At 46.0% G+C, this 25,838-nt stretch carries 21 protein-coding genes; 6 read left to right on the top strand and 15 right to left on the bottom strand.

Annotated features, from left to right (window positions below):
- Positions 1 to 17 precede the first annotated feature (17 nt).
- From ABQ275_RS03415 to ABQ275_RS03390, 6 genes are all read right to left on the bottom strand, one after another.
- Complete coding sequence (locus tag ABQ275_RS03415; protein WP_349316866.1) at positions 18 to 800, bottom strand: SDR family oxidoreductase; 783 nt, start codon at positions 798 to 800, stop codon at positions 18 to 20.
- A gap of 19 nt (positions 801 to 819) precedes the next feature.
- Positions 820 to 1,647, bottom strand: coding sequence for an amidohydrolase family protein (locus ABQ275_RS03410; protein ID WP_349316865.1), 828 nt, complete (start codon positions 1,645 to 1,647; stop codon positions 820 to 822).
- 127 nt (positions 1,648 to 1,774) lie between these two features.
- Positions 1,775 to 2,104 (bottom strand): L-rhamnose mutarotase, encoded by a 330-nt coding sequence (locus tag ABQ275_RS03405; protein WP_349316864.1) that lies wholly within the window; start codon positions 2,102 to 2,104, stop codon positions 1,775 to 1,777.
- Between the two features lie 5 nt (positions 2,105 to 2,109).
- Positions 2,110 to 2,961 (bottom strand): fumarylacetoacetate hydrolase family protein, encoded by an 852-nt coding sequence (locus tag ABQ275_RS03400; RefSeq protein ID WP_349316863.1) that lies wholly within the window; start codon positions 2,959 to 2,961, stop codon positions 2,110 to 2,112.
- 28 nt (positions 2,962 to 2,989) lie between these two features.
- On the bottom strand, positions 2,990 to 3,742 hold the full coding sequence (locus ABQ275_RS03395) for a hypothetical protein (protein WP_349316862.1): 753 nt from the start codon (positions 3,740 to 3,742) through the stop codon (positions 2,990 to 2,992).
- A gap of 84 nt (positions 3,743 to 3,826) precedes the next feature.
- Complete coding sequence (locus ABQ275_RS03390; protein ID WP_349316861.1) at positions 3,827 to 4,609, bottom strand: glucose 1-dehydrogenase; 783 nt, start codon at positions 4,607 to 4,609, stop codon at positions 3,827 to 3,829.
- Positions 4,610 to 4,756: 147 nt separating this feature from the next.
- Between ABQ275_RS03390 and ABQ275_RS03385 the strand changes: the two genes are divergently transcribed.
- Positions 4,757 to 5,434: a M15 family metallopeptidase gene (locus ABQ275_RS03385; RefSeq protein WP_349316860.1), complete on the top strand. Its 678-nt coding sequence runs from the start codon at positions 4,757 to 4,759 to the stop codon at positions 5,432 to 5,434.
- Positions 5,435 to 5,586: 152 nt separating this feature from the next.
- Here the strand turns inward: ABQ275_RS03385 and ABQ275_RS03380 are convergent, their stop codons facing one another.
- The 5 genes from ABQ275_RS03380 to leuC form a co-directional block, all read right to left on the bottom strand.
- Positions 5,587 to 7,092 (bottom strand): 2-isopropylmalate synthase, encoded by a 1,506-nt coding sequence (locus ABQ275_RS03380; protein WP_349316859.1) that lies wholly within the window; start codon positions 7,090 to 7,092, stop codon positions 5,587 to 5,589.
- Between the two features lie 27 nt (positions 7,093 to 7,119).
- Positions 7,120 to 8,199 carry a 3-isopropylmalate dehydrogenase gene (leuB, locus tag ABQ275_RS03375; protein WP_349316858.1) on the bottom strand — a complete coding sequence of 360 codons (1,080 nt, stop codon included), beginning with the start codon at positions 8,197 to 8,199 and terminating at the stop codon, positions 7,120 to 7,122.
- Between the two features lie 20 nt (positions 8,200 to 8,219).
- On the bottom strand, positions 8,220 to 8,819 hold the full coding sequence (gene leuD / locus ABQ275_RS03370) for a 3-isopropylmalate dehydratase small subunit (RefSeq protein WP_349316857.1): 600 nt from the start codon (positions 8,817 to 8,819) through the stop codon (positions 8,220 to 8,222).
- Positions 8,820 to 8,908: 89 nt separating this feature from the next.
- Complete coding sequence (locus ABQ275_RS03365; RefSeq protein WP_349316856.1) at positions 8,909 to 9,661, bottom strand: methyltransferase domain-containing protein; 753 nt, start codon at positions 9,659 to 9,661, stop codon at positions 8,909 to 8,911.
- Between the two features lie 41 nt (positions 9,662 to 9,702).
- Positions 9,703 to 11,112, bottom strand: coding sequence for a 3-isopropylmalate dehydratase large subunit (leuC, locus tag ABQ275_RS03360; RefSeq protein WP_349316855.1), 1,410 nt, complete (start codon positions 11,110 to 11,112; stop codon positions 9,703 to 9,705).
- Positions 11,113 to 11,264: 152 nt separating this feature from the next.
- Between leuC and ABQ275_RS03355 the strand changes: the two genes are divergently transcribed.
- Complete coding sequence (locus ABQ275_RS03355; protein WP_349316854.1) at positions 11,265 to 12,818, top strand: hypothetical protein; 1,554 nt, start codon at positions 11,265 to 11,267, stop codon at positions 12,816 to 12,818.
- A gap of 5 nt (positions 12,819 to 12,823) precedes the next feature.
- On the opposite strand, the gene ABQ275_RS03350 is transcribed toward ABQ275_RS03355, so the two are convergent.
- Both ABQ275_RS03350 and ABQ275_RS03345 read right to left on the bottom strand, forming a co-directional pair.
- Positions 12,824 to 13,948, bottom strand: coding sequence for a hypothetical protein (locus tag ABQ275_RS03350; RefSeq protein ID WP_349316853.1), 1,125 nt, complete (start codon positions 13,946 to 13,948; stop codon positions 12,824 to 12,826).
- Position 13,949: 1 nt separating this feature from the next.
- A complete protein-coding gene (locus ABQ275_RS03345) occupies positions 13,950 to 14,591 on the bottom strand; it encodes an ABC transporter ATP-binding protein (protein ID WP_349316852.1) in 642 nt (213 codons plus the stop codon).
- A gap of 449 nt (positions 14,592 to 15,040) precedes the next feature.
- Here ABQ275_RS03345 and ABQ275_RS03340 point away from each other — a divergent pair, with 449 nt between their 5' ends.
- Entirely contained in the window at positions 15,041 to 16,015 is a 975-nt protein-coding gene (locus ABQ275_RS03340) for a ribonucleoside-diphosphate reductase small subunit (protein ID WP_349316851.1), read from the top strand.
- A 29-nt stretch (positions 16,016 to 16,044) separates the two neighbouring features.
- A complete protein-coding gene (locus ABQ275_RS03335; protein WP_349316850.1) occupies positions 16,045 to 18,423 on the top strand; it encodes a ribonucleoside-diphosphate reductase subunit alpha in 2,379 nt (792 codons plus the stop codon).
- 66 nt (positions 18,424 to 18,489) lie between these two features.
- On the opposite strand, the gene ABQ275_RS03330 is transcribed toward ABQ275_RS03335, so the two are convergent.
- Positions 18,490 to 19,083, bottom strand: coding sequence for an RNA methyltransferase (locus tag ABQ275_RS03330; protein WP_349316849.1), 594 nt, complete (start codon positions 19,081 to 19,083; stop codon positions 18,490 to 18,492).
- A 168-nt stretch (positions 19,084 to 19,251) separates the two neighbouring features.
- Here ABQ275_RS03330 and ABQ275_RS03325 point away from each other — a divergent pair, with 168 nt between their 5' ends.
- Together ABQ275_RS03325 and ABQ275_RS03320 are read left to right on the top strand one after the other, a co-directional pair.
- Positions 19,252 to 21,951, top strand: a complete 2,700-nt coding sequence (locus ABQ275_RS03325) for an AsmA-like C-terminal region-containing protein (protein WP_349316848.1) — start codon at positions 19,252 to 19,254, stop codon at positions 21,949 to 21,951.
- A 148-nt stretch (positions 21,952 to 22,099) separates the two neighbouring features.
- Positions 22,100 to 22,489, top strand: coding sequence for an SdpI family protein (locus ABQ275_RS03320; protein ID WP_349316847.1), 390 nt, complete (start codon positions 22,100 to 22,102; stop codon positions 22,487 to 22,489).
- A 160-nt stretch (positions 22,490 to 22,649) separates the two neighbouring features.
- Here the strand turns inward: ABQ275_RS03320 and ABQ275_RS03315 are convergent, their stop codons facing one another.
- Positions 22,650 to 25,832: a multidrug efflux RND transporter permease subunit gene (locus tag ABQ275_RS03315; RefSeq protein WP_349316846.1), complete on the bottom strand. Its 3,183-nt coding sequence runs from the start codon at positions 25,830 to 25,832 to the stop codon at positions 22,650 to 22,652.
- Positions 25,833 to 25,838 lie beyond the last annotated feature (6 nt).

Below are 25,838 nucleotides of genomic sequence, written 5' to 3'. Positions count from 1 at the left end.
GGTGAAAGAATGCTTGCTTAAATAATGGATCTGTCAAGGTGTGTGTAACCTCCATCAACAAACAGTATTTGTCCGGTCGTATGTGATGAACGTGGCGACAACAGGAATACCGTAGTGCTGGCAATTTCTTCTGACGTAGTCATCCTTTTCTCGAATGGTATCTTTGCTGTAATATCTGCCAGTTTTTCCTTTGGATTGGGTAATGAGTTGATCCAGGTTTCGTACAGGGGTGTCCATACTTCAGCAGGGATCACGGTATTAACGCGTATGGAATATGGCAACAACTCTACCGCCCATTCTCTTGTAAGTGCATCGATTGCACCTTTGGAAGCTGCATAGCCGGATGTATTTCCTTGTCCGGTCGTAGCTACTTTAGAGCCTATATTCACGATATTACCTTTGGTGCTTTTCAGGTAAGGTAATGCGAAATGTGCGAGATTGTAGTAGTGAGACAGGTTATTCTGCAACGATTGCATAAACCTTTCCGGGCTGCCGCTTTCCAGGCCTACACCGTCATTGAAGCCGGCGTTGTTCACCAGTCCGTCTATTTTACCATATTTTTCTACGGTTTCCGCAATCACTTTTCTACAGTCTTCTACATTCGCCAGTTCCGCCTTTATGCCATAGGCCTGACCGCCAGCTTTTGCGATTTCATTTACTACTTTCGTGTTGTCCGCCTCATTTCTGCCTGCCACCACAACAGTGCTGCCTTCAGCACCTAACTGTTTAGCAATAGCTTCCCCGATACCTTTGGCACCGCCGGTAACGATAATCACTTTACCTTTTAATTCTAAATCCATATTTGTGGTGTTAGTTTGTTTATAGATGATAAAATGAGATGGCATTGCCTCCCATAATTTTATTTTGTTCTGCAGTTGATAGTTTGCTGATGTAGTTTGTCACGATGCTTTTTACCTCGTGATATTCTGCTGCGAGCAGGCACACCGGCCAGTCGGAGCCAAACATCAGCCTGTCGGGACCAAATGCTTCCAGCACTACATCCAGGAAGGGTGTAAAATGCGCCGGTTCCCAATGCTGCCAGTCGGCTTCAGTCACCAATCCGCTCAGTTTGCAATATACATTCGGCGACTGTGCAATGCGGCGCATATGTGCGGCCCATGTGTCCATGTCGGCGATTTTGAAATCCGGTTTTGCCACGTGGTCAATGACCAGTTTTTGCGTCGGGAATTTCAATACAAAGTCGGCCGTTGCGGCTAACTGTTTCGGATATACGAGAATATCATATGTAAAATCGTATACCGCTAAAGCCTGGATACCCCGGCAAAAATCTGCTCCCAACAGGAAGCGGTCGTCCGGTTCTCCCTGCACAATATGCCGGAACCCTTTCAATTTGGGAAAGGCGGTATACTTTGCCAGTTGTGCTGTTATGTCATCCGCACGGAGATCAATCCAGCCCACCACACCTTTAATAAAATCATGTTTATCTGCAAGCGATAGCAGGAAAGCAGTTTCCGCTTCCGACTGATCCGCCTGCACGGCAACACATCCGTGAACGCCATTTTCAGCCAGTATGGGCGCCAGGTGTTCAGGAAAAAAATCGTTCCGGATCACCTGCATGGAATCATCTATCCACGCATCGCGAACGGGATCGAATTGCCAGAAATGCTGATGAGCATCTATAATCATTTGGAGATTTTTTGATTTTGAGATTTTTTGATTTTGTTTCAATTAATCAGTTTTCATAACACCTTGTTCATTGCTATTGGAATTGATTAATTGAAACAAAATCTCAAAATCTTAAAATTCGAAAATATTATAATGAAAAGATCTGGTCCATAACCACCCACTTCTCTCCTGGTTTCGCTACCGGTATCGCCTGCTGATATTTCCACATGAGCTGCTCCCATACCTGTACGGCGGGGTTGGCAGCATCCATGGCATCTTTACGTTCAAAAGTGAAAGTATCATCTACTTCCATGATCATAAACATACGGTTACCGGCACGGTACAAGTCCATAACGGTGATGCCGCTGTCGGTGATGCTCTTTTTTATTTCAGGCGCTACTGCACGGTGATAAGCTTCGTATTCGCTGATCATTTGCGGGTCGTCTACCAGGTCTAATGCCAGACAATATCTTTTCATACTGATTATTTATAAGCTACCGCTGTTTGTTTGGAAGAGCCCAGGCCATCGATACCCAGCTCAATAACATCTCCTGGTTTCAGGAATACCTGCGGATTCATACCAAGACCTACACCAGCTGGTGTACCGGTAGAAATAACATCACCCGGGAGCAATGTCATAAACTGGCTCAGGTATGATACTACGTAAGCTACATTGAAGATGAAGTTGGAAGTATTACCGTCCTGCATTTTCTGGCCGTTAACGGTAAGCCATAAACGAAGATTGTTAACATCTCCGATTTCTTCTTTGGTAGCTAACCAGGGACCTAAAGGTGCAAAAGTATCGCAGCTCTTGCCTTTTACCCACTGACCGCCTCTTTCAATCTGGAAAGCGCGCTCGCTGTAATCGTTGTGCAGGCAGTAACCGGCTACATAATCCAGGGCGTCTTTTTCTTCTACATAGCTGGTCTTTTTACCAATCACAACTGCCAGTTCCACTTCCCAGTCCGTTTTTTGACTGTTACGTGGAATCACCAGGTTATCATTGGGACCTACCAGGGAGGAAGTACTTTTGAAGAACACGATAGGTTCTGCGGGAGTAGCTGCACCTGTTTCTTTTGCGTGGTCGGCATAGTTCAGACCGATGCAGATTATTTTGGAAGGACGTTGCAGGGGTGGTCCTAAACGCACGCCGGCAGGGATCTGCGGGCATGAGCTACCATGCTGTGCCCACCACTGTGACAGACGTTCCAGCCCGTTGCTCTTAAAAAATTTTTCTCCGTAATCTTCTCCGAAGGCACTTGTATCAAACATCCCGGCGGCAGTAGCAACACCCGGTTTTTCTTCGCCTGGTAAACCAAACCTGATCAGTTTCATTTCAGTATTTTTAATTGTTATCGCTTAGTTAGTCTTTTTTAATTTCTTTTAATGTCTGTACCTGCAGACGTCCGTTTACTACATGCATATCGATAAAAGGTTCTGCTTTACCATCCTTTACCAGCGCAAAAAGCACATGATCGTCCTGTGTGGTTTGCTGAATGGTTGGCTCAAATCCTTTAGGTACCGGCATGTACATACTTTTCCTGACACCTCCGAACTCCACATAAAGTTCCACACTATCCGGCGTGGCATCGGGCTTGATCTCTACAATAAAATCAGCAATGATCTTTCCTGACTGGATGTTTTTGCTATACTTTTTCACCAGTTCATTTGCAGAAGATACTTTACCGAGTCCCATAGTATTTTCCATATACTGCCAGATGGGTGCGGGCGGTGCTGTAGCCCAAAGTATTTTCAGGTCATTACCGTCCTGGCTTGCATGATAATACCTCGCCGCGTGGTTAGGCTTCATCACCCCGATATAGCAGCTGTTGGGCTTATCCCACAGCACACGATACAGATCGGCTTCAGACACATCTTTCAGTACTACCTGTTCAAAACTTTTTTCTTTTACCAGATCTTTTATCTGGAATTTAATGATGATCTCCTGGGTATCCTTTTCCTTACCTGTAATGGAAACGGCAATCGTTCCTGCCGGAGTGGCCGGCTTGAATGCTGCAGCAGAATCAGCAGCATCGCTGCCTGCTTTGTTGCTACCGGAATTACAGGCTGTAAAACCTAATACTGACAATGCCAGCCATACACGAAAATGTTGCATGATCGTAATTAATAATTAATAAATGATTTTTCGAAAGATAAGGGTAATACCCCGCACTAAGGTTACATTCATCATATTAATAAATTAATTATTCAACCGGGTAAAGCCACCATCAATCGGATAATCGCTACCAGTAATAAAGCCGGCTTCATCAGAACAGAGGAAAAGTGCCAGATGGCCGATCTCTATTGGTTTAGCCATGCGACCGATAGGCTGTGTTTTACTGAGCTTATCAAACATTTCCGCTTCTTTACCGGGATAATTCTTAGCGATAAAACCATCTACGAAAGGGGTATGTACCCTTGCCGGAGAGATGCAGTTACAGCGGATATTACTACCCAGGTAATCTTTTGCCACCGATAAGGTCATGGTCAGCACCGCACCTTTACTCATAGAGTAAGCCAGCCGGTCCGGAATACCTACCGTAGCAGCAATAGACGCCAGGTTCAGGATCACACCGCCGCCTTGCGCCTTCATTTGTCTGATCACTGCATACATGCAGTTATAAGTACCTTTTACATTTACATTATAAACACGGTCAAAGTCCTGTTCCGCTGTATTCTCCAGGTTACCAACATGTGCAATACCAGCACAGTTAATGAGTATATCCACCTTACCGGCCGATTTCACAATACTATCCATTACATTCACAACGGCAGCCTGGTCGGCTACATTACAGGCATGCACCTCCGCCTGTCCACCGGCAGCCCTGATTTCTTCTGCGGTCCCCCTGCCGCTTTCTTCGTTCAGTTCTATAATATGTACAAGGGCACCCTGTGCGCCAAAGCATTTAGCAATTGCCTGTCCTATGCCGCTACCACTGCCTGTGATAACCGCCACTTTATTATCTAGTCTGAACAGCTCCATAATTTAAAATTTAAGGGTTCTAAAAATACCTAATAATATAAGGCTAATACAATTGTATTTTAGCTGTATTCTATACTTTATTGCCCAGTTTTCGCAAAATTCAATAATTTCCGGCGGAATTGAATGATTTTTCCCAATTTTAAGAACATGAGAACACTGTTGCTGCTAGTTTTACTATACACCTGCATGGATACTGCTACCGCCCAGAAAATAACACCGAATAAATATGGATTGATGGTCATCACTACCCATCAACAATATGAACAACTGGTTAAAGCCGACAGTAACCAGCAACTTATCAACCTGGAAACATACATTCCCAATATAAAAAAAGATGTAAGATATGCGACCACCAATAATTTCACGCACCGGCAACTCTATACCAAAACAAACATCTATTTGCGGCTTCCTGCCGCGAAAGCATTGAAAAACGTACAGGCAGCCTTACATAAAAAAGGTTTTGGATTACTCATTTATGATGCCTACCGTCCTTATCATGTTACAGAAGCCATGTTTAAAATTGTGCCCAACGACCTCTATGCTGCTGATCCGAAAAAGGGTTCCGGTCACAACCGGGGAGTGGCAATAGACCTGAGCCTGGTAGACCTGAAAACAGGAAAGCCTGTGGCGATGCCTACAGACTTTGATGACTTTACAAAAAAAGCACACTATAATTATATCCCATCCGACCCAACGGTAACGGCTAACCGGAAATTGCTGCGCGATACCATGAAGCAACATGGTTTTAAAGGATCGAGTACCGAATGGTGGCATTTCTATCTGCCTGACTATAAAAAATACCCGCTCATGGACGTGTTTTTCTAGTGAGAAGCATAAACATTTAGGGATTTTTTGATTTACGAATTTAGGAATTTAGAAATGCAGCAGAGATCAAATTTTTTGATTTTATATCAAAGGTTGATCTCTGCTGCATTTCTAAATTCCTAAATTCGTAAATCAAAAAATCCCTAAATATTTTAATAAATTTTATTCAGTGCATCTACATATGCATGTACAGATGCATTTACGATATCAGTAGAATAACCGAAGCCATAGAATGCCTGTCCGTTGTGCTTTACGCGCATATTTACTTTGCTAACGTCTTCGCTGCCGCCGTGCATGGCCTGGATGCTGTATTCATCCAGTTCTATTTCATCTTTGATGATGGCATGGATCGCTTTGATGGTGGCGTCTACCGGGCCGTTACCGGCCGCACTGGCTTCGCGCTCTTCACCATTGATCCGCAGTCTTACAGTTGCCATAGGACGCAGTGGATCACCACAAACTACCTGGAGTAAAACTACTTTGATGGCTTTATCATCGTAGTTGGTGGTATCACCATCTCCCATCAGTTGTTGCAGATCGCTATCGGCGATTTCTTTTTTGTTATCAGCCATTTCCAGGAAGCGTTGGTACACTTCATCCAGGTTGATTTTATCCAGTTTATATCCCAGGCGGTGCAGGTGATGTTTCAGCGCATGACGGCCGCTGCGGGCAGTCAGGATGATAGAGTTGGAGTTGATGCCTACATCTTCCGGATTCAGGATCTCGTAGTTTTCGCGGTGTTTCAGCACGCCGTCCTGGTGAATACCGGAGCTGTGTGCGAAAGCGTTGCGGCCTACAATTGCTTTGTTGGCCTGTACAGGCATGCGCATCATGTTTTCCACGAGGTTACTGATCTCATAAATTCCTTTGGAATTGATGTTGGTATGATAACCCAGTGTATGATGTGTTTTCAGGATCATGGCCACTTCTTCCAGGGAAGTGTTACCGGCGCGTTCGCCGATACCGTTGATCGTACATTCCACCTGCCGTGCACCATTCACAATACCTGCGATGGTGTTGGCAGTAGCAAGGCCGAGATCATTATGACAGTGAACAGAGATGATGGCTCTGTCTATATTGGATACATGATCTACGAGGTATTTGATCTTGGCGCCGTACTGGTCGGGCAGGCAATAACCGTTGGTATCAGGGATATTCACGGTTGTAGCGCCGGCAGCAATCACGGCTTCGATCATGCGGGCCAGGAATTCATTGTCTGCGCGGCCAGCATCTTCTGCATAAAATTCTACATCATCCGTAAATTTACGGGCATATTTCACGGCAGATACAGCACGCTGGAGGATGTCTTCACGGGTGCTGTTGAATTTATATTTGATATGCATATCGGAAGAACCGATACCTGTGTGGATACGCTTACGCTTTGCAAAACGCAGTGCTTCTGCAGCGGCGTCTATATCCATATTGTTGGCGCGTGTCAGCGCGCATATGACCGGTTCTGAAACAGCTTTCGATATCTCTACCACGCTCTGGAAATCACCAGGGCTGGAGATAGGAAAACCTGCTTCGATGATATCCACACCCAGTGCTTCCAGTTTTTTGGCCACTTCAATCTTTTCTACAGTAGTCAGCTGGCAACCCGGCACTTGTTCTCCGTCGCGCAAGGTGGTATCAAAGACGTATACACGATTCTTATCCATGATAGTGTAATGTTTTTCGTTGAATGATTAATTCAGGTTCTCCAGTACTTTGGCGCCCATGGCGTCTGTCCCCATAATCAAATCGTTAACAGTATGTTTGTTAGCGATGTCCATTGTTCTGTACCCTTGTCTGAGTGTAGCTTCCACAGCTTTGATAACACGTTGCGATTCCGTTTTCAGACCAAAGGAAATATCCAGCATCAGTGCTGCAGAGAGGATAGATGCCAACGGGTTGGCCAATCCTTTACCGGCAATATCATGTGCTGAACCGTGGATAGGTTCAAAGAAACCTCCTTTATCACCTATGGAAGCAGATGCCAGCATCCCCATAGAACCAGCTATCTGGGAAGCTTCGTCTGTAAGAATATCTCCGAAGAGGTTGCCCGTTACCACTACATCAAAGCGTTTGGGGTCTTTGATCAGCTGCATGGCGGCGTTATCAATAAACATATGTTCTGTTTCCACATCAGGATATTCTTTTGCAACTTCCTGTACTACTTCTCTCCACAACCGGCTTGCCTCCAGTACGTTGGCTTTATCAACAGAGCAAAGTTTGTTACGACGGGTACGTGCAGCTTCGTATGCTTTACGCGCAATACGCTCTACTTCGTAGCGATGATAGATCATCAGATCAGAAGCAGTATTACGGTCTTCCGTTCTTTTCTTCTCTCCAAAATATACATCACCGGTCAGCTCCCGGAAGAAGAGGATATCTGCCCCCCGCAGGATTTCCGGCTTAATGCTGGATGCTTCCAGCAGCTCGTCAAATAGTTTTATCGGGCGAAGATTGGCATATAGGCCCAGTTCTTTCCTGATCCTTAGCAATCCTTGCTCAGGTCTTGCTTTCAGGGTAGGATCGTTGTCGTATTTGGCATGGCCGATAGCACCGAAGAGAATAGCATCGCTGTTCCTCGCTTTCTGCAACGTTTCTTCAGGTAGCGGATCACCGGTAGCTTCAATTGCTACGTGGCCCATAATGCCTTCTTCAAACGTGAAGTTGTGATGAAAGTTTTTTGCGATAGTTATCAGTACTTTTTGTCCCCATGCGGTCACTTCCTGTCCGATGCCATCCCCGGGTATAACGAGTATTTTCTTATCAACGCCCATATGTTGTGGTAGCTTTTAGCTTAAAAATTAAATGCGCTTTTAGTTTCGTAGTTTTCAATTTCCTTGCGGAGGCTCAGCAGATAGTCGATATCATCGTACCCGTTGAGCAGGCATGTTTTTTTGTATGCGTTGATGTCAAAGCTTTCCTGTTCACCGGTAGCTACTATTTTAATGAACTGGTTTTCCAGGCTTACTTCTATCTGCGCAGCAGGATCTGCTGCTATTGCTTTAAAAATTTTATCAAGAAAACCTTCGCTTACCTGTACCGGTAGGATAAAGTTATTGAGAGAATTATTTTTGAAGATATCTGCAAAAAAACTACTCACCACCACTTTAAATCCATAGTCGGCAATAGCCCAGGCGGCATGCTCACGGGAGGAGCCACAGCCGAAGTTCTTACCACCTACCAGGATCTGGCCACTGTACACCGGGTTGTTGAGTGCAAAGTCGGCTTTTGGTTGGTTATCGCTGTCAAAGCGCCAGTCGCGGAAAAGATTTTCGCCGAAACCGTCCCTGGTTGTTGCTTTCAGGAAGCGCGCAGGAATGATCTGATCGGTATCAATATTTTCGATGGGTACTGGTACCGCAGATGAAACGAGATGTTGAAATATTTTACTCATATCTGGCCTCCCCCCGGCCCCCTCCAAAGGAGGGGGTGACGAAGGATTTTTGTTTTTTTACTGTTAATATGGTTATTTATGACCACTATTTAAATTTTGACGGCTGATACCCGTAAACGGACATAATCCGCATACAGGCTGCCATCCTTTGTTGCGGCTGGTGCCAGCTCTTGCTGCACCTGTTGCAGGATAGCCTGGCTGTCTTTTTCCGGAACGCCGGCAAAAAAATGATGACCAAACATCTGCAACCAGTCGCTGATCCCTGTTTCCGGGTCTACCAGTTTCGTGGGCCGGTCAAAGAAATGAACGCGGTCTATTTTAAATCCGGCATGCTCCAGCAGGGTAGTGTATTCGCCGGGAGAAGGGAAATACCAGAACGGTTCATAGGTATATCCTTTTTCCTGCATCACCCGCTCCAATGTGGTGAGAATGCTGTCCACATTACCTTTGCCTCCCATTTCTATTACCAGTCTGCCGCCTTTTTTCAACTGTGCATACATCCTTGCAATCGCTTTTTCTTTTTCACGTACCCAGTGAAGGGCAGCGTTGGAAAAGATCGCATCAAACTGCAGCGGCAATGAAAAGCTGGTAGCATCCCCCACTTCAAAAGATACCTGCGGGAAGTGGGCGCGTGCACTGATGATCATCGCTTCCGAAGCATCTATGCCGGTCACCTGTGCACCTGTTGCTGCCAGTTGCGCCGTGAGTTCGCCGGTACCACAGCCCAGATCCAGGATAGTTTCGCCAGGGCCGGGTTGCAGCCAGTCATCGATCAGGCTGTTGCCATATTCGAATACGAAAGCATGTTTCTCTTTATATAAGTCAGCATTCCACTTGTCCATAACTGTTGATTTTTTGCAGGTAAGCTTTAGTTGTTGGAAGGCTATGCGCCCACCATCAGCAGCTCCCTTACGTCTGTAACCCTGCCTGTAATCGCCGCTGCCGCCGCAGTGAGCGGACTGGCAAGGAAGGTGCGGGCATTGGGGCCCTGACGACCTTCAAAGTTACGATTAGAGGTAGAGATACAATACATACCTGCGGGTATTTTGTCTTCATTCATCGCCAGGCAGGCAGAGCAACCTGGTTCACGCAGCTGGAAACCTGCAGCAGTAAAGACTTTATCGATCCCTTCTGCTATTGCCTGCGCTTCCACCTGTTTTGATCCCGGTACAATCCATACCACCACATCATCGGCTTTCTGTCTGCCTTTCACGAAGTCGGCCACAAGGCGCAGGTCTTCGATACGGGAGTTGGTACAGCTGCCGATGAATACATAATCCACTTTTTTGCCCAGCAAACCGCTGCCGGGTTGCAGCTCCATATAGTCGAGCGATTTTTTGAAAGAAGGTCTTTCCTTTTCATCCAGCTGTTCCAGTGCGGGGATATGTTCTGTAATACCCATGCCCATACCGGGATTGGTGCCATAAGTGATCTGTGGTTCAATATCAGCGGCATCGAAAGTAAGCACCTTATCAAATTGTGCATCGTCATCGGTGTGGAGCGTATGCCAGTAGGCCAGTGCCTGATCCCAGTCGGCGCCTTTCGGGGCAAACTCACGGCCTTTAATATAATCAAAGGTAGTGTCATCCGGCGCAATAAGGCCACCACGTGCGCCCATTTCTATGCTCATGTTGCAGATGGTCATACGTGCTTCCATGCTGAGGTTGCGGATAGCATCACCGGCATATTCCACGAAATAACCGGTAGCACCGGAAGCGGATATTTTAGAGATAATATATAGAATGATATCTTTAGACAGTACGCCGTTGTTCAGGGTGCCATTCACCTCGATCTTCATGCGTTTTGGCTTGTATTGCAGGATGCATTGGGTAGCCAGTACCTGTTCCACCTCGGAAGTACCGATACCAAAAGCGACGGCGCCAAAAGCACCGTGTGTGCTGGTATGGCTGTCGCCACACACAATCGTCATGCCCGGCAGGGTGATCCCCAGTTCAGGGCCGATAACGTGTACAATACCCTGAAACGGATGACCCAGGCCATACAGTTCCACGCCAAACTCCGATGTATTTTTTGTAAGCATTTCCACCTGGAGGCGGCTGAGTGATTCTTTTATTGGCAGGTGCTGATTAATAGTAGGTACATTATGGTCGGCTGTAGCCCGCGTTTTCTGCGGACGAAATACCGGAATGCCGCGTTTGCGCAAACCGTCGAATGCCTGGGGACTGGTTACCTCATGAATAAAATGCGTATTGATGTATACGGCATCCGGATGTTCCGGCCTGCTCATCACAATGTGGCTGTCCCAGATCTTATCAAATAACGTTTTTCCCATCCTAAATCCTTCCTTTTAAATGTTTATATCTTCAAAGCTAACGGTCAAAAATTAATTGACATATCGCTAAATTTGCTTTAATTACAACCTTTAAAACACCTTGATACACATCAACATCTTGTTTATCAATTATTTATAAGACTTTATTAACGATGCCCAACAGCCATAGTGATGCCTTATTCATATTAATAAAAACACTAACAAAAGCCGAAAAGCGCAATTTTCAGCTGGCGTTCAACAAAAACAACACAAAAGAGGACGTCCTTTTTATCCAGCTTTTCAATACGCTGGACAAAATGAAAGATTATGATGAAGAACTGATTCTGAAGAAAGTAACGGCTATAAAAAAGCAACAGCTTTCCAACGTAAAGGCGCATTTGTACAAACACCTGCTATCCAGCCTCCGGCAACTGTACAAACAGAAAGATCCGCTCATAGACCTGCGCGAACAGCTGGACCATGCGCGGGTACTGTATAATAAAGGTTTGTACAACCAGAGTCTGAAGATCCTGGGTAAGGCCAAAGTGATGGCATTGGAACAGGAAGAAGTGATGCTGGGCTACGAAATTGTGGAATTTGAGAAACTGATTGAATCCAGGCACATCACCCGCAGCCTGGAGAACCGTGCGGAAGCCCTCAGCGCGGAATCACGGCAGATAGAGCAACAACTGACCAACATCAGCCGCCTCTCTACCCTCTCGCTGCGCATGTACGGCCTGTATCTCAAGCTGGGACACGCCCGCAACGAACGAGACGGAGAAATGGTGAAATCATTTTTTGAAAGCCAGCTGCCACAACGCCCGCAGACAGACATGAGCTTCTACGAGAAAGTATACCTGTTCCAGGCATCCTCCTGGTACTACTACATTCTCCAGGACTTTGTGATGTACTACCGGTATACACAGAAATGGGTAGACCTTTTCAAACAATACCCTTCGCTGCAACAAACAGATATGGACCTGTATATTAAAGCCCAGCACAACCTGCTGACCGCGCATTTCTATACTTCCAACTTTGAAAAATTCAAAACGGCCTTATGTGAACTGGAAGCCTTTATACTGGCTAACCAGGAGAATTTTCATGAAAACACCCGCACTTCTGCATTCGTCTATTTATACACCGCCAAAATAAACCGGTACTTCCTCGAAGGCACCTTTAGCCAGGGGCTGGCCATGGTACCGGAACTGGAAACAGAAATCAATAACCACACCCTGAAGATAGATCAGCACCGGGTATTGGTATTCTACTATAAAATTGCGTGTCTGTATTTTGGTAGCGGAGATAATAATAAAGCGATCATCTATCTCAATAAGATTATAAACTTAAAAATCGGTAACCTGCGGGCAGATATCCAGTGCTTTGCACGCATCCTGCACCTGATTGCACATTACGAACTGGAGAATTACAGCCTGGTAGAATACCTGATAAAATCAGTGTATCACTTTATCTCCAAGCATAAAGATCTCGGTCTCGTCATGGAAGAGATCATGAAATTTTTGCGCAAGTACATCTATGCAAATCCCAAAGCCCTGCGCAATGCCTTCGTTGACCTGAAAGACCGGCTGGTACAGATTTCGCAGGACCCCTACGAACGCAGGTCATTCCTCTATCTCGATATTATTTCCTGGCTGGAAAGCAAGATAGAAATGATACCGGTACAGGAAGTCATCCATAGGAAGTTCGTCAACAAAGAAAAAAGAATTTAAAAGATTTAGTCCTGCTCAATAAAGGGTTCGTACCTGCGGTATTTTTTAAAGAAGATAATGGCCGATGCTGTCTGCAACAATAAGATAGCCGGCCATTCGTATCTGCCGAGGATCATGAACAATACCACGAAGGAAGTGATTAATACATAACGTACATGGATTTCAGGATCCATCTTCGGAAAATATAACAGGCTACGGAAGAATACCATTAATGACAAGGCCGTACAAAATACGGTGATTAATCCCGGCAGGGAGGTTTTCGTATATACGTTAACAGTAATCATAATCATCTCCGGTAAAAATAATAATACATATATACCGATAAGGCGGGTATAATGTGTAAAAGTGGAGATGGGCAGGTTTTCCATGAAGTTGAGGAACGTATCATCAAATGCGCGGTGGTGTGTCATGAGCTGCAAGTGCACCAGTACACTCACCATGACGCCCAGTTGCAGACCGCGCAGATCAAAATAATCTCCTTGTCTCATCAGAAAAAAAGTGAGCCATAATACGCCTGCGGAAGATAGTTTCGTACTGAAGATGCGTCTTGGAAACTGCGTCAGCAGTTCGTATAAAAAAAACAGGACCGGCGGCTTTGTGAAATGCCGGTTCATCCAGCGTTGCAGCTTTCCTGTAAAGAATAGCACATCCGGTTGTGCGATCTTTCTTTCGTATAACGCCAACGGCCATATGCACATGGCTATAACAAAGAGAACGATAATAATTCCTTGTATGTAGTACTGGCAAATGAAAGCTACTACACCGGCAATGCCTGCATAGATCATGACAGGCATAAATATGGCGGTATGCAGTGTTACCCAGGTTTTCAGGCGATCGGCCTTCTCCATGCTTCCCATGGTGGGATACAGAAATTCATAGCCTTGTTTTTGCAACACTTTTAAGATAAAGCCCGTGCATTTGAGCAGGTATAGTGTCCATAGTGACAGCACCAGCAACAGGAAGCCGTAATTGCCCAGGAATCCGAGCATCAGGGATTTGTGATAGGCCAAGAGATTGCCACCATTGACTACGCCAAACAGCAGGTAAAAGAGTACAAGAAAAAAACCGGTATTCTGTACATAGAATTGCCGGGTAAATATTTTATGAAGGATGTCGATGGTCGAACGCATATTAATTGAGCGTAATGTTTTTATGAGCCACCTGTAGTGTACCCGTTACCGTTAATTCGTTTGGATCCAGCGGCTGATGTGAGGTGATAAAAAAAGTGACGCCGCTGGCGCTGTAGCTGCGGATCAGGTCATACATGATGGCCAGGGTGCGGGTATCGATGGTGATCAGTGGTTCATCCAGTAGTATGACAGCGGGGTTGCCGGTAAATGCCAGCAGCAGTGATAATTTTTTGAGCATACCGCTGGAGTAGCTGCTGACAGGGTTATTCACAAATATGTTCACCCCCAGTCTTTCGCTGATCCCCAGGATTCGTTCGCGGTCCCCTCCTTTTGTGTTGAGGTATAGATCCAGCAAATCGCGGCCGGTGAGGAAAGCGGGATAAAGCGGTTCTGCTTCGGCGTAGTTGATCAGGCGGCGGAACTGTACGGGATTGGCCTGGCTGCTTACACCGCCCTGTAACAGGATTTCTCCTTTGAAAGGAATCAAACCCGCCATCACCTTCATGCAGGTGGTTTTGCCGGCGCCATTTTCACCTTGCAGCCAATAGACGCCTGCAGGTAGTTCCAGGCGGGCAATATCCAGCACGGACACGTCCTGGTAACTTTTTTTAACAGCATGAAGGGCAATAACCGGTTCGGGCATACGTAAAAGGTTAAGACTGTAAATATGAAGAATTAATGCATATATGTACAATATGGGGCATCAATTTAACAAAAATTTGGTAGTGTCTTTTTTTATACTGATGTTCATACGGTTAGCCTATTCAGTAAAAAATGTGTGTATATATTAGCAGGGCGTGCCGGATTTTTTTCACATAGAAAACATATTACATATACCCGTCACCGTAAACGCGTGAAACATGCTACACCACTGCATTTACACAATGTTTATATTGTTTTTCCACACCTGTTGAAAACTATTAAGCAGATGCCATATCCGGTTGCTTACATTTGTAATCCTGGACGTATGGATTTTAGGATATTGTAGATGCTGAGATACAAGGGATGATAGTAAATGTGATTTTTTATGCAGCATGCTGACCCCAGATCGAAAAACCAAAAAACCTTCGACAGACCGATAAAAATATTTATATGAGTAACGAGAATGAAATTCTTTTAAAAGAGAACAAGGATCGTTTTGTGTTATTGCCGATCAAATATCCAAAAGTTTGGGAGCAATACAAGAAGCACGAAGCAAGTTTCTGGACAGCAGAGGAGATAGATTTAAGCAGTGACCTGAAAGACTGGGCCAACCTGAATGATGGCGAGCGCCATTTTATATCACATGTACTTGCATTTTTTGCAGCCAGCGATGGTATCGTAAATGAGAACCTGGCGGTAAACTTTATGAGCGAGGTACAGATCCCGGAAGCCCGTTGTTTTTACGGTTTCCAGATCATGATGGAAAATATCCACTCTGAAACATACGCATTACTGATCGATACCTATGTAAAAGATGCAGTTGAAAAAGATCGTCTGTTTCACGCCATCGACACGGTACCGGCAGTAAGAAAGAAAGCTGACTGGGCATTGCGTTGGATCGAGAATGGCTCCTTTGCAGAGCGCCTTGTAGCCTTTGCAGCAGTAGAAGGCATTTTCTTCAGTGGCAGCTTCTGCTCTATCTTCTGGTTAAAGAAAAGAGGCCTGATGCCAGGACTTACTTTCTCCAATGAACTGATCAGCCGTGATGAAGGGCTGCATTGTGAATTTGCCTGCCTGCTTTACAGCATGCTGGCAACAAAACTGAGCGAAGAACAGGTACACCAGATCATCCGCGACGCCGTAGCATTTGAAAAAGAATTTATCACAGAAGCCTTACCGGTAGATCTCATCGGTATGAACAGCCGCCTGATGGCACAATACATCGAGTTTGTAGCCGACAGATGGATAGGTGAACTGGGATATACAAAAATATTCAACGTGTCTAATCCTTTCGATTTCATGGAAATGATTTCATTGCAGGGCAAGACCAATTTCTTTGAAAAACGTGTGGGCGATTACCAAAAATCAGGCGTAATGGGCGGCAGCAAAGACTCGCAGACATTCAGCCTGGAAGAAGACTTTTAAATATTTAACCCTCTTAAATTCGCAAACCCATGTTCGTAATCAAGAGAGATGGAAGAAAAGAAGCAGTGAAATTCGATAAGATCACTGCACGTATTGAAAAACTGTGTTATGGTTTCAATACTGAATACGTAGATGCAATAGATGTAGCAAAAAAAGTAATCCAGGGTTTATACGATGGTGTTACTACTTCGGAACTGGATAACCTGGCTGCTGAAACAGCTGCCTCTCTGACTACCAAACACCCCGATTATGCCCTGCTGGCCTCCCGCATAGCAGTAAGTAACCTGCATAAAAATACAGAAAAGTCGTTTTCCAAAACGATGAAGAAACTGTATGAATATATAGATCCTAAAACCGGTAAATCAGCAGCACTGCTGTCTGATGAAGTTTGGGACATTATCAGCACCAATGCTGACACACTGGATTCCAATATCATCTACGACCGTGACTTTGCTTTTGACTACTTCGGTTTCAAAACACTGGAACGCTCTTACCTGCTGAAAACAGAAGGCAAAGTGGTAGAACGTCCACAGCACATGTTTATGCGTGTATCTGTAGGCATCCACAAAACAGATATAGAATCTGCCATCAAAACATATAACCTGATGAGTGAGCGGTGGTTTACACATGCCACGCCTACCCTGTTCAATGCAGGCACTCCCAAACCGCAGATGTCCTCCTGCTTCCTGCTCACCATGCAGGGAGACAGCATCGAAGGCATCTACGATACCCTGAAACAAACCGCCAAGATTTCACAAAGCGCCGGCGGTATTGGCCTCAGCATTCATAACATCCGTGCTACGGGTTCCTACATCAGTGGCACCAATGGTACTTCCAATGGTATCATTCCTATGCTGCGCGTATTCAACGATACTGCACGCTATGTGGATCAGGGTGGTGGCAAGCGTAAAGGCGCTTTCGCTATCTACCTGGAACCATGGCATGCCGACATTTTCGAATTCCTGGACCTGCGTAAAAACCACGGTAAAGAAGAGATGCGCGCACGTGATCTGTTCTACGCCCTCTGGATGCCCGACCTGTTTATGAAACGTGTAGAAGCCAATGGCAACTGGTCATTGTTCTGCCCACACGAAGCACCCGGTTTGCACGAATGCTGGGGTAATGAATTTGAACAACTGTTTGAAAAATATGAACAGGAAGGCCGCGCACGTAAAACAATCAAAGCACAGGAACTCTGGTTCGCCATCCTGGATGCACAGATTGAAACCGGCACTCCTTACCTGTTGTATAAAGATGCGGCCAACCGCAAATCCAACCAGCAAAACCTGGGCACCATCAAGAGTTCCAACCTCTGCACAGAGATCATCGAATATACCGATGCCAATGAAGTAGCGGTATGTAACCTTGCTTCCCTGGCACTGCCCCGCTTTGTAACAGAAGGACAATTTGATCATCAGAAATTATACGAAGTAACCTATCAGGCTACTTTAAACCTGAACAAGATCATCGATCATAACTACTACCCGGTAGAAGAGGCAGAACGCAGTAACCTGCGCCACCGCCCTATCGGCCTGGGTGTACAGGGTCTCGCAGATGCGTTTATCCTTATGCGTTATCCTTTTGAAAGTGATGAAGCCAAGAAACTGAACAGCGAAATATTTGAAACCATCTACTTCGCCGGTTTAACCGCTTCCAACGACCTCGCCAAAAAAGAAGGCTACTACGAAACATTCCCAGGCTCACCGGCTTCCAAAGGAATCCTCCAGTTTGATATGTGGGATGTGAAACCTTCCGAACGCTGGGACTGGAAATCACTGAAAGCTGCCATCAAAAAAGATGGTATCCGCAACTCCCTGCTGCTGGCGCCTATGCCTACAGCGTCTACTTCACAGATTCTCGGCAACAACGAGTGTTTTGAACCTTACACTTCCAACATCTACACACGCCGTGTACTGAGTGGTGAGTTTGTAGTGGTAAACAAACACCTGCTGAAAGACCTCGTGGAACTGGGCCTCTGGGATAATGAAATGAAAACTAAAATCATTTCATCCAATGGTTCCATTCAGAGTATTCCTGAAATACCATCCAGCATCAAAGAACTCTACAAAACGGTATGGGAAATCAAACAACGTAACCTGATTGATATGGCAGCAGACCGCGGTGCGTTCATCTGTCAGTCTCAATCACTGAACCTCTTCGTTGACACACCTACCAACGCCAAGCTCACCTCCATGCACTTCTATGCCTGGAAGAAAGGTTTGAAAACAGGTATGTATTATCTGCGTACACAGGCTGCTACACAGGCGGTACAGTTTACCGTAGAAAAACAAGGTGGTCAGCAGATCCAGCCGGTTGTTAAAGCTGCTGGCGGTGATGTTTCCCTGGAAGATATTCCTGAAGGGGCTGTATGTACCATGGAAGAAGGTTGTGTTACCTGCAGCGCATAAAAAAGGGTTATCTAAGTATAAATGCGAATCCCTGGTTGAAAGGCCAGGGATTTTTTTATGTCGTTCCTATAAATCATCTTCCTTAAATCCCCAATCCGTTAAAAGCTCTTTGTATCGCTTTTCCGGTAGTCCTGTCTGCTCATAATGTCCTGCCTGCATTTTCTGCCGTAAGGCTTCATAAATGCTCACGGCACAAGCAACAGAAATATTGAGCGATTTGATAATCCCCATCTGCGGAATAATAAAATTACCATCTGCCAATGCTCTTACACCATCGCTCACGCCATTTTGTTCATTGCCGAAAACCAGGGCTACCGAGCCTGTGAAATCAATATCATAAAGGCTCTTTGCATCATCAGCCAGATGTGTGGTTAATATCTTGTCATATCTTTCACGCAATGCTGCCATGCAGGCCGCAGCATCATCAAATTGATGGGTGGTAAGCCACCGCTCCGCCGTACTGCTGCTACGGTGTCCCCATTTCTTATGCCGGGGCGCCTTGGTGGTGATCACATAAATATCCTGGATACCTACTGCATCGCAGGTACGCATAACAGCGGAAATATTGTGCGGATCCTGTACGTCTTCCAGTACTACTGTTAAATTTGCCTGCCGTTTATTCAGTACGGATATCAGCCGCTCGCTTCTTTCTGGTGTCATATAGTGTGTGTTTTCCTGAATACAGCAAAAATACAGCATATTTCATGCAAAGGCGCCAAGGAACAGCGTCGTGGAACGATTATCTCCCTGTTATCCATAGTTTTACTACGAAGTCCTTTGCCTAAAATATTATTATCTTCACGCAAATAATCAAATAAAGAAAAACCTATGCTCAAAAAGATCCTGAAAATTGTGGCGATCACAATCGTGGTCTTAGTATTGGCAGCTATAGCCATCCCATATTTTTTTAAAGACAAAATTATGGCCACGGTAAAGACAGAACTGAATAAGCAACTGACGGCCAAAGTGGATTTTAAAGATGTGGATATCAGTTTGTTCCGGCATTTCCCCCGCCTGGCTGTTGGCTTGGAAAACCTGGAGATCACCGGTACCGGCGATTTTGAGGGCGACACCCTCCTGGCCGTCAGGCAGATAGATATTGCCCTCAATCTCATGAGTGTAATAAAGGGAGATAAAATGGACATCTATAACATTACCCTCTCACAGCCACGCATACACGCCATTGTTCATAAAAACGGTAGTGCCAACTGGGACATCATGAAACCGGATACGGCGCAGGCCAATGCGGCAGATACCAGCAGCAGCCAGTTTGCATTAAGCTTACAGCAATATAAGATTGAAGATGCCTACATCAATTATGATGACCAGGAAGGTAATATGCAAATGATCGTGGAGGGTTTGACGCATCAGGGCAAAGGTGATTTTACACAGGATCAGTTCACCCTGGAAACCAACACCACCGCCGATGGCATCACTTTCCGCTATGGACTGATCCCGTATCTCTCCAGCGTAAAAACCAAACTGGATGCCGCTATTCAGATAGATAACAACACCAGTACCTATACGCTGAAAGATGGCAAAGCATCTCTCAACAACCTGGAACTGGGCCTGCAAGGTCTTTTCAAACTGGTAAACGATTCTACCTATGGTATGGATATGAGCTTTAATGCACCTTCTACCAATTTTAAAGATCTGCTGTCGCTCGTACCGGCCATCTACAAAACAGATTTCAACAAAATAAAAACCAGTGGTACCGCTGCTTTCAACGGGTATGTAAAAGGCAACTACTCGCCTGTACAGATGCCGGCCTTTGGTCTGAACCTGTCTGTAAAAGATGGTTTCTTCCAGTATCCTGACCTGCCAAAACCGGTAAAAAATATCCAGATAGCCATGAAGATCAGCAACCCCGATGGTGTACCTGATCATACCATCGTGGATATGCCCACCGGCCACCTGGAAATGGATAACACCCCGCTGGATCTCCGTCTGCTCGTGAAAACACCCGTTTCTGATATGTACCTCGATGGTGCGGCCAAAGGCAAACTGGATCTCTCAAAGATCACCGAATTTGTGAAGCTCGAAGGAGGCACTACCCTCTCCGGCCTGCTGGATGCAGACATTTCCGCCAAAGGCAACATGAGCGCCATAGAAAAGCAGCAGTACGACCGCTTCTATGCTGCCGGTACCCTGCAACTGAGCAATATGCTGTATAAAAGCAAGGACTATCCCGATGGTGTAAAAGTGAATAATCTCTTGCTACAGTTCAATCCAAAAAATGTAACCGTAAAGGAATTGAACGGTCAATACATGGGCACCAACTTTGAAGCCAACGGCGAAGTAAATAACCTGCTCGCCTATACGTTTAAAAACGCGCCCCTGGATGGTAAAATGAACTTCAAGGCAGATGAGATCAACCTCAACAAATGGATGGGCACCGAACCTGCACCAGCCGCCGCCAGCGGTAAGGCAGATACCGCCGCCACAGCGCCTTTTGCGGTACCGGCTAATCTGAACCTGGGCTTACAGGCAACTGTCGGCAAAGTACAATATGATAAAGCGGACCTCCGTAACGTTACCGGCAACCTGCTCGTAAAAGATGAAACGGTTACCATGCAACAGCTGAAAGCCAACGCCCTGCAAGGTACCATGGAAATCAACGGTAGCTACAGCACTAAAAACAGCAAAACAAACCCGGATATCGACGTAGCTTATAACGTTCAAAACCTGGATGTACAGGAAACTTTCAACACTTTCAACACCGTACAGAAACTGATGCCGATAGGTAAATTCCTGTCCGGTAAAATCACTTCCCAGCTGAAGATGCACGGTAAACTGGGAAAAGATATGAGCCCCGACCTCAGCACCCTCACCGGCGATGGCAACCTGCTGCTGATAGAAGGCTTCCTGAAACAGTTTGCGCCGGTAGACCAGCTGGCCAGCACGCTGAATATATCCCAGCTGAAAGACCTTTCGCTGCGCGATATCAAAAACTATTTCGCCTTTGAAAACGGCCGCGTAAAAGTGAATCCGTTTAAAATAACGGTGAATGGCGTACGCATGGATATTGCCGGTTCCCACGGCTTTGACCAGTCGCTGGACTACACCCTGCAACTCGCGCTGCCACGTAGTCTTATGGGTTCTGCGGGCAACAACCTCGTCAACAACCTGGTGTCCCAGGCACAGAATAAAGGGATCCCTGTCAACCTGGGCGACAGCGTTCACCTCCAGGTGCTGATGGCCGGCAATATGCTGAAACCTTCCCTGAAAACCGATCTCCGGGAAAGTGCCAACAGCCTGAAAGCACAAGCCACCGAACTGGTAAAAAACAAAATAGACACCGTAAAAAATACGGTACGTGATAGCGTCAATCAAATCAAGAACAACGCCATCAACTCCGTAAAAGATGAATTAAAAAATCAGCTCAGCGGTAAAAAAGATTCCACTTCCCAGACCACGGGAAAGCCACTTGAAAATGTAGGCAAACAAGCCGGGGAATCCGTGAAGAATACGCTCAACGGGCTATTCAAGAAAAAAGCAGCGCCGGCAGCAGACAGCAGCAAGAATTAAGTATTTACGAATTTTTTGATTTACGAATTTAGGGATTTGAAATGCAGCGGAGACCTCTTATATCTCCGCTGCATTTCAAATCCCTAAATTCGTAAATCAAAAAATTCGTAAATATTTGCGTAACTTATACTAACCAAAGAAGGCTGCCATGTTCCTCAAATTCGTGCATACAACGTATTGCAATGCGGCAATTTTTGCAGGATTACTGTTCTTTTTTATGGGTTATTTCATCCGTCGTTTTCCACCTAAAAGCACTAAGTCCTGGTACGGTTACCGTAGTTTCCTTTCTACCCGCAACCCAGAAATGTGGCATGCTGCCAATCAGGAGGCAGCCTATATGTCGCGTCGCGTAGGTTTGATCCTGATCCTCACTGGTGTGGCCTGCGCACTGATCTTCGACCGGCAAACAGACTGGTTCATGTATATTACCATAGGCGCCGTAGTAGCCGGTACCATGTACATGGTAGGCTATACGGAGTGGCAACTATCACAGCATTTTGATAATGAAGGGAGAGAAAGACCAGGGGACCAGGATTAAAGGATACTAAGGATTAACAGGATGGGTGTTTTGTTGTTTATAAAAAAATTGCCGGAGATATCAGCGTAATCTGCGCTTTTATCTCCGGCAATCTTTTTTATCTCTCTATATAACCAACAAAACACCCATCCGGGAAATCCTGTTAATCTGTTAATCCTGGTTAAAGGCGTCCTTGTATATCATGCTCCGGCACTGCCTGGTAGCTCTCTTTCATCTTTCTCAGCTTTTCTTTGCCGTAGGCCAGACGAGTGATCACTACATATAATACCGGTACAATAAATATTGCCAGGAAGGTAGCGGTAAACATACCACCTAATACGGTCCAGCCCATTGTTTTACGCGCTTCCGCACCTGCACCGGAAGAAAATACCAATGGCGTAATCCCCAACAGGAACGCCAGCGACGTCATGATGATGGGACGTAAACGCAGCTTGGCAGCTTCCACGGCGGCCGTGACAAGATCCATACCTCTGTCTACACGCTCCTTCGCAAACTCCACGATCAGGATCGCATTCTTGGCAGACAACCCGATCAGTGTAATCAAACCGATCTGCGCATATACGTTGTTACTCAGTTTAGGCAGGAACGTTAGTACCGTAATGGCACCAAAGGCGCCGATAGGTACTGCCAACAGTACGGAGAACGGTACAGACCAGCTCTCATACAATGCTGCCAGGAACAGGAACACAAAGATGATGGATAACGCGAAGATATAGATCGTTTTAGAACCTGATAATAACTCCTCACGGCTCAAACCGGAGAACTCATAACCATAACCATCCGGCAGTTCCTGTGCCGCCACTTCTTTAAGGGCGTTGATCGCATCACCACTACTATAGCCCGGTGCCGGGTTACCATTGATTTCCGCAGAACGGAAAAGATTGTAGTGAGAGATCACCGGCGCACTTTCTATCACTTTGTAAGAAGTGAGGGTACTCAACGGCACCATCGTTCCTGCGCTGTTGCGTACAAAGAACTGGCTCAGGTTTTTAATATCACCCCGGTAGGAGGAATCCGCCTGTGTTACCACACGGAAGTTCCTGCCGTAAATAGTAAAGTCATTGATGTAAGCACTCCCCATGTATGTTTGCAGGGCGGTGGCAATGTCAGAGATCTTCACACCCATCTTCTTCGCTTTCTCCCGGTCGATATCCAACTGGTATCCAGGCGTACGGGCCGTGAAGAACGAGAATGCCCGCGCGATCTCCGGACGTTTGTTGACCGCTGCTACGAAATTCTGCAACACCCCTTCAAATGCTTTGATATCGCCATTTCTGCGTTGCTGCAATATGAAAGAGAAACCGGCAGTGGAGCCAAGCCCCGGAATGGCCGGGGGTGGAATTACCACCACATTCGCTTCCTTATATTTGGCCAGCTTTTTCTGCAAAGTAGCCACCAGGCCGAAGATCTGCAGGGAGTCGGCTTTACGCTCGCTCCATGGTTTCAACTGGCAAAAGATAGTGGCACTATTCGATTTGGTGGCAAAGTTTACAACGTTCAATCCTCCCAAAGCAGCGTAGTGCGCAATTCCCTGGGTACTGTCCAGATCCTTCATAATACTTTGCATCACTGCTAACGTACGTTCAGTAGAAGAAGATTCCGGCAGATCAAACGTAATATAGATACGTCCTTCATCTTCCGTAGGAATAAACCCGGAAGGTTTTGCCTTGAATAACATGATCGTACCTACGAAAAGACACAGCAGAAATACAATGGCCAGGCGGGAAAAGCGGATACTCTTCTTCACACCCATCGAATAACGGGAAGTGGTATGACCAAACCAGCGGTTGAATTTAAAGAAGAATTTATTCAGCCCTTTTGAGTCCTTGTCGAGATGCATTGGTTTTAACAGCAGGATACATAAAGCCGGTGTTAAAGACAATGCCACAAAAGCAGAGATCAGTACGGAGATGGCGATCGTGATGGCGAACTGCTGATACAAACGGCCCACGATACCAGGTATAAATCCAACCGGTACAAACACCGCTGCCAGGATGAGCGCAATGGCTATTACCGGGCCGGAAATCTCTTTCATAGCCTGGGTGGTAGCATCTTTGGGCGACATCTTCTCATGGTCTATATTATGCTGCACCGCTTCCACCACCACAATGGCATCATCCACCACAATACCGATAGCCAGTACGAAACCGAACAACGTCAGCGTGTTGATGGTGAACCCAAGTGGTATAAAGAAGATGAAAGTAGCAATAATGGATACCGGGATAGCCAGGATGGGAATGATGGTAGCACGCCAGCTCTGTAAGAAGAGGAATACCACCAGTACCACCAGGAGCAATGCTTCCACCAGGGTGTGCAATACCTCTTCGATAGATACTTTTACCACTGACACAGATTCAAACGGCACTACGTATTGCACATCGTTGGGAAACTGTTTCTTCATCTCTTCCATCGCCTCCGTTACATTGGCGGCTGTTTCAATCGCGTTACTGCCCGGCGCCTGGTATACCAGCAGATAAGCAGCACGTCTGCCATCTACGAAGTTATTACCCGCATAGTTGAATTTACCTAACTGTACACGCGCAACATCTTTCAGGTACACGAGTGTTCCGTCTGATGGACGTGTTTTGATAATGACGTTACCAAATTCCTCTGCTGTAGACAGGCGGCCTTTGGTGAGGATGTTATACTCAAATGTTTGTCCCACTTGTTGTGGCGGCGCACCTACAGAACCCGCAGTGATCTGGGCATTCTGTTCTGCCAGCGCAGCACGGATATCTTCTGCCGTAACGTTCATTTCTGCCAGCTTATCCGGTTTCAGCCAGATACGCATACTGAAATCATCCGCACGGGTAAAGATATCACCCACTCCTTTTGCACGCAGCAACGCATCTTTAACATATACGTTGGTGTAGTTATCCAGGAAGGTAATATCGTGTGTGCCTTTGGGTGAGTACAACGCAACCAGCATCAGGATACTGGGATTACGCTTTCTAACGGTAAGGCCTAAACGCTGTACTTCCTGTGGAAGGGTAGGTTGTGCAATACCTACACGGTTCTGCACATCCAGTGCTGCAATGTTGATGTCGGTACCTACTTCAAAGTTGACCGTCATACTCATTTGCCCGCTACTGGTATTATTTGTGGAGATGTAGGTCATACCCGGTGTACCATTTACCTGTACTTCCACGGGTGTGGCTACTGTTTGCTCCACTGTTTGTGCATCCGCACCGGTATATGTACCTGTTACCTGTACTGTTGGCGGGGAGATCTCAGGATACTGCCCTATGGGCAGATTCATCATCGCCAGTATTCCCACCAGTACCAGTACAATAGATATCACTATTGCGGTGACGGGTCTTCGTATAAAAGTATCTGCAATCATGATTTT

Origin of the sequence: Chitinophaga sp. MM2321 (assembly GCF_964033635.1) — a bacterium.
GTDB lineage: Bacteria > Bacteroidota > Bacteroidia > Chitinophagales > Chitinophagaceae > Chitinophaga.
Note: the sequence above shows the minus strand (reverse complement) of the source record. Positions and strands in the feature narration are given on the sequence as shown.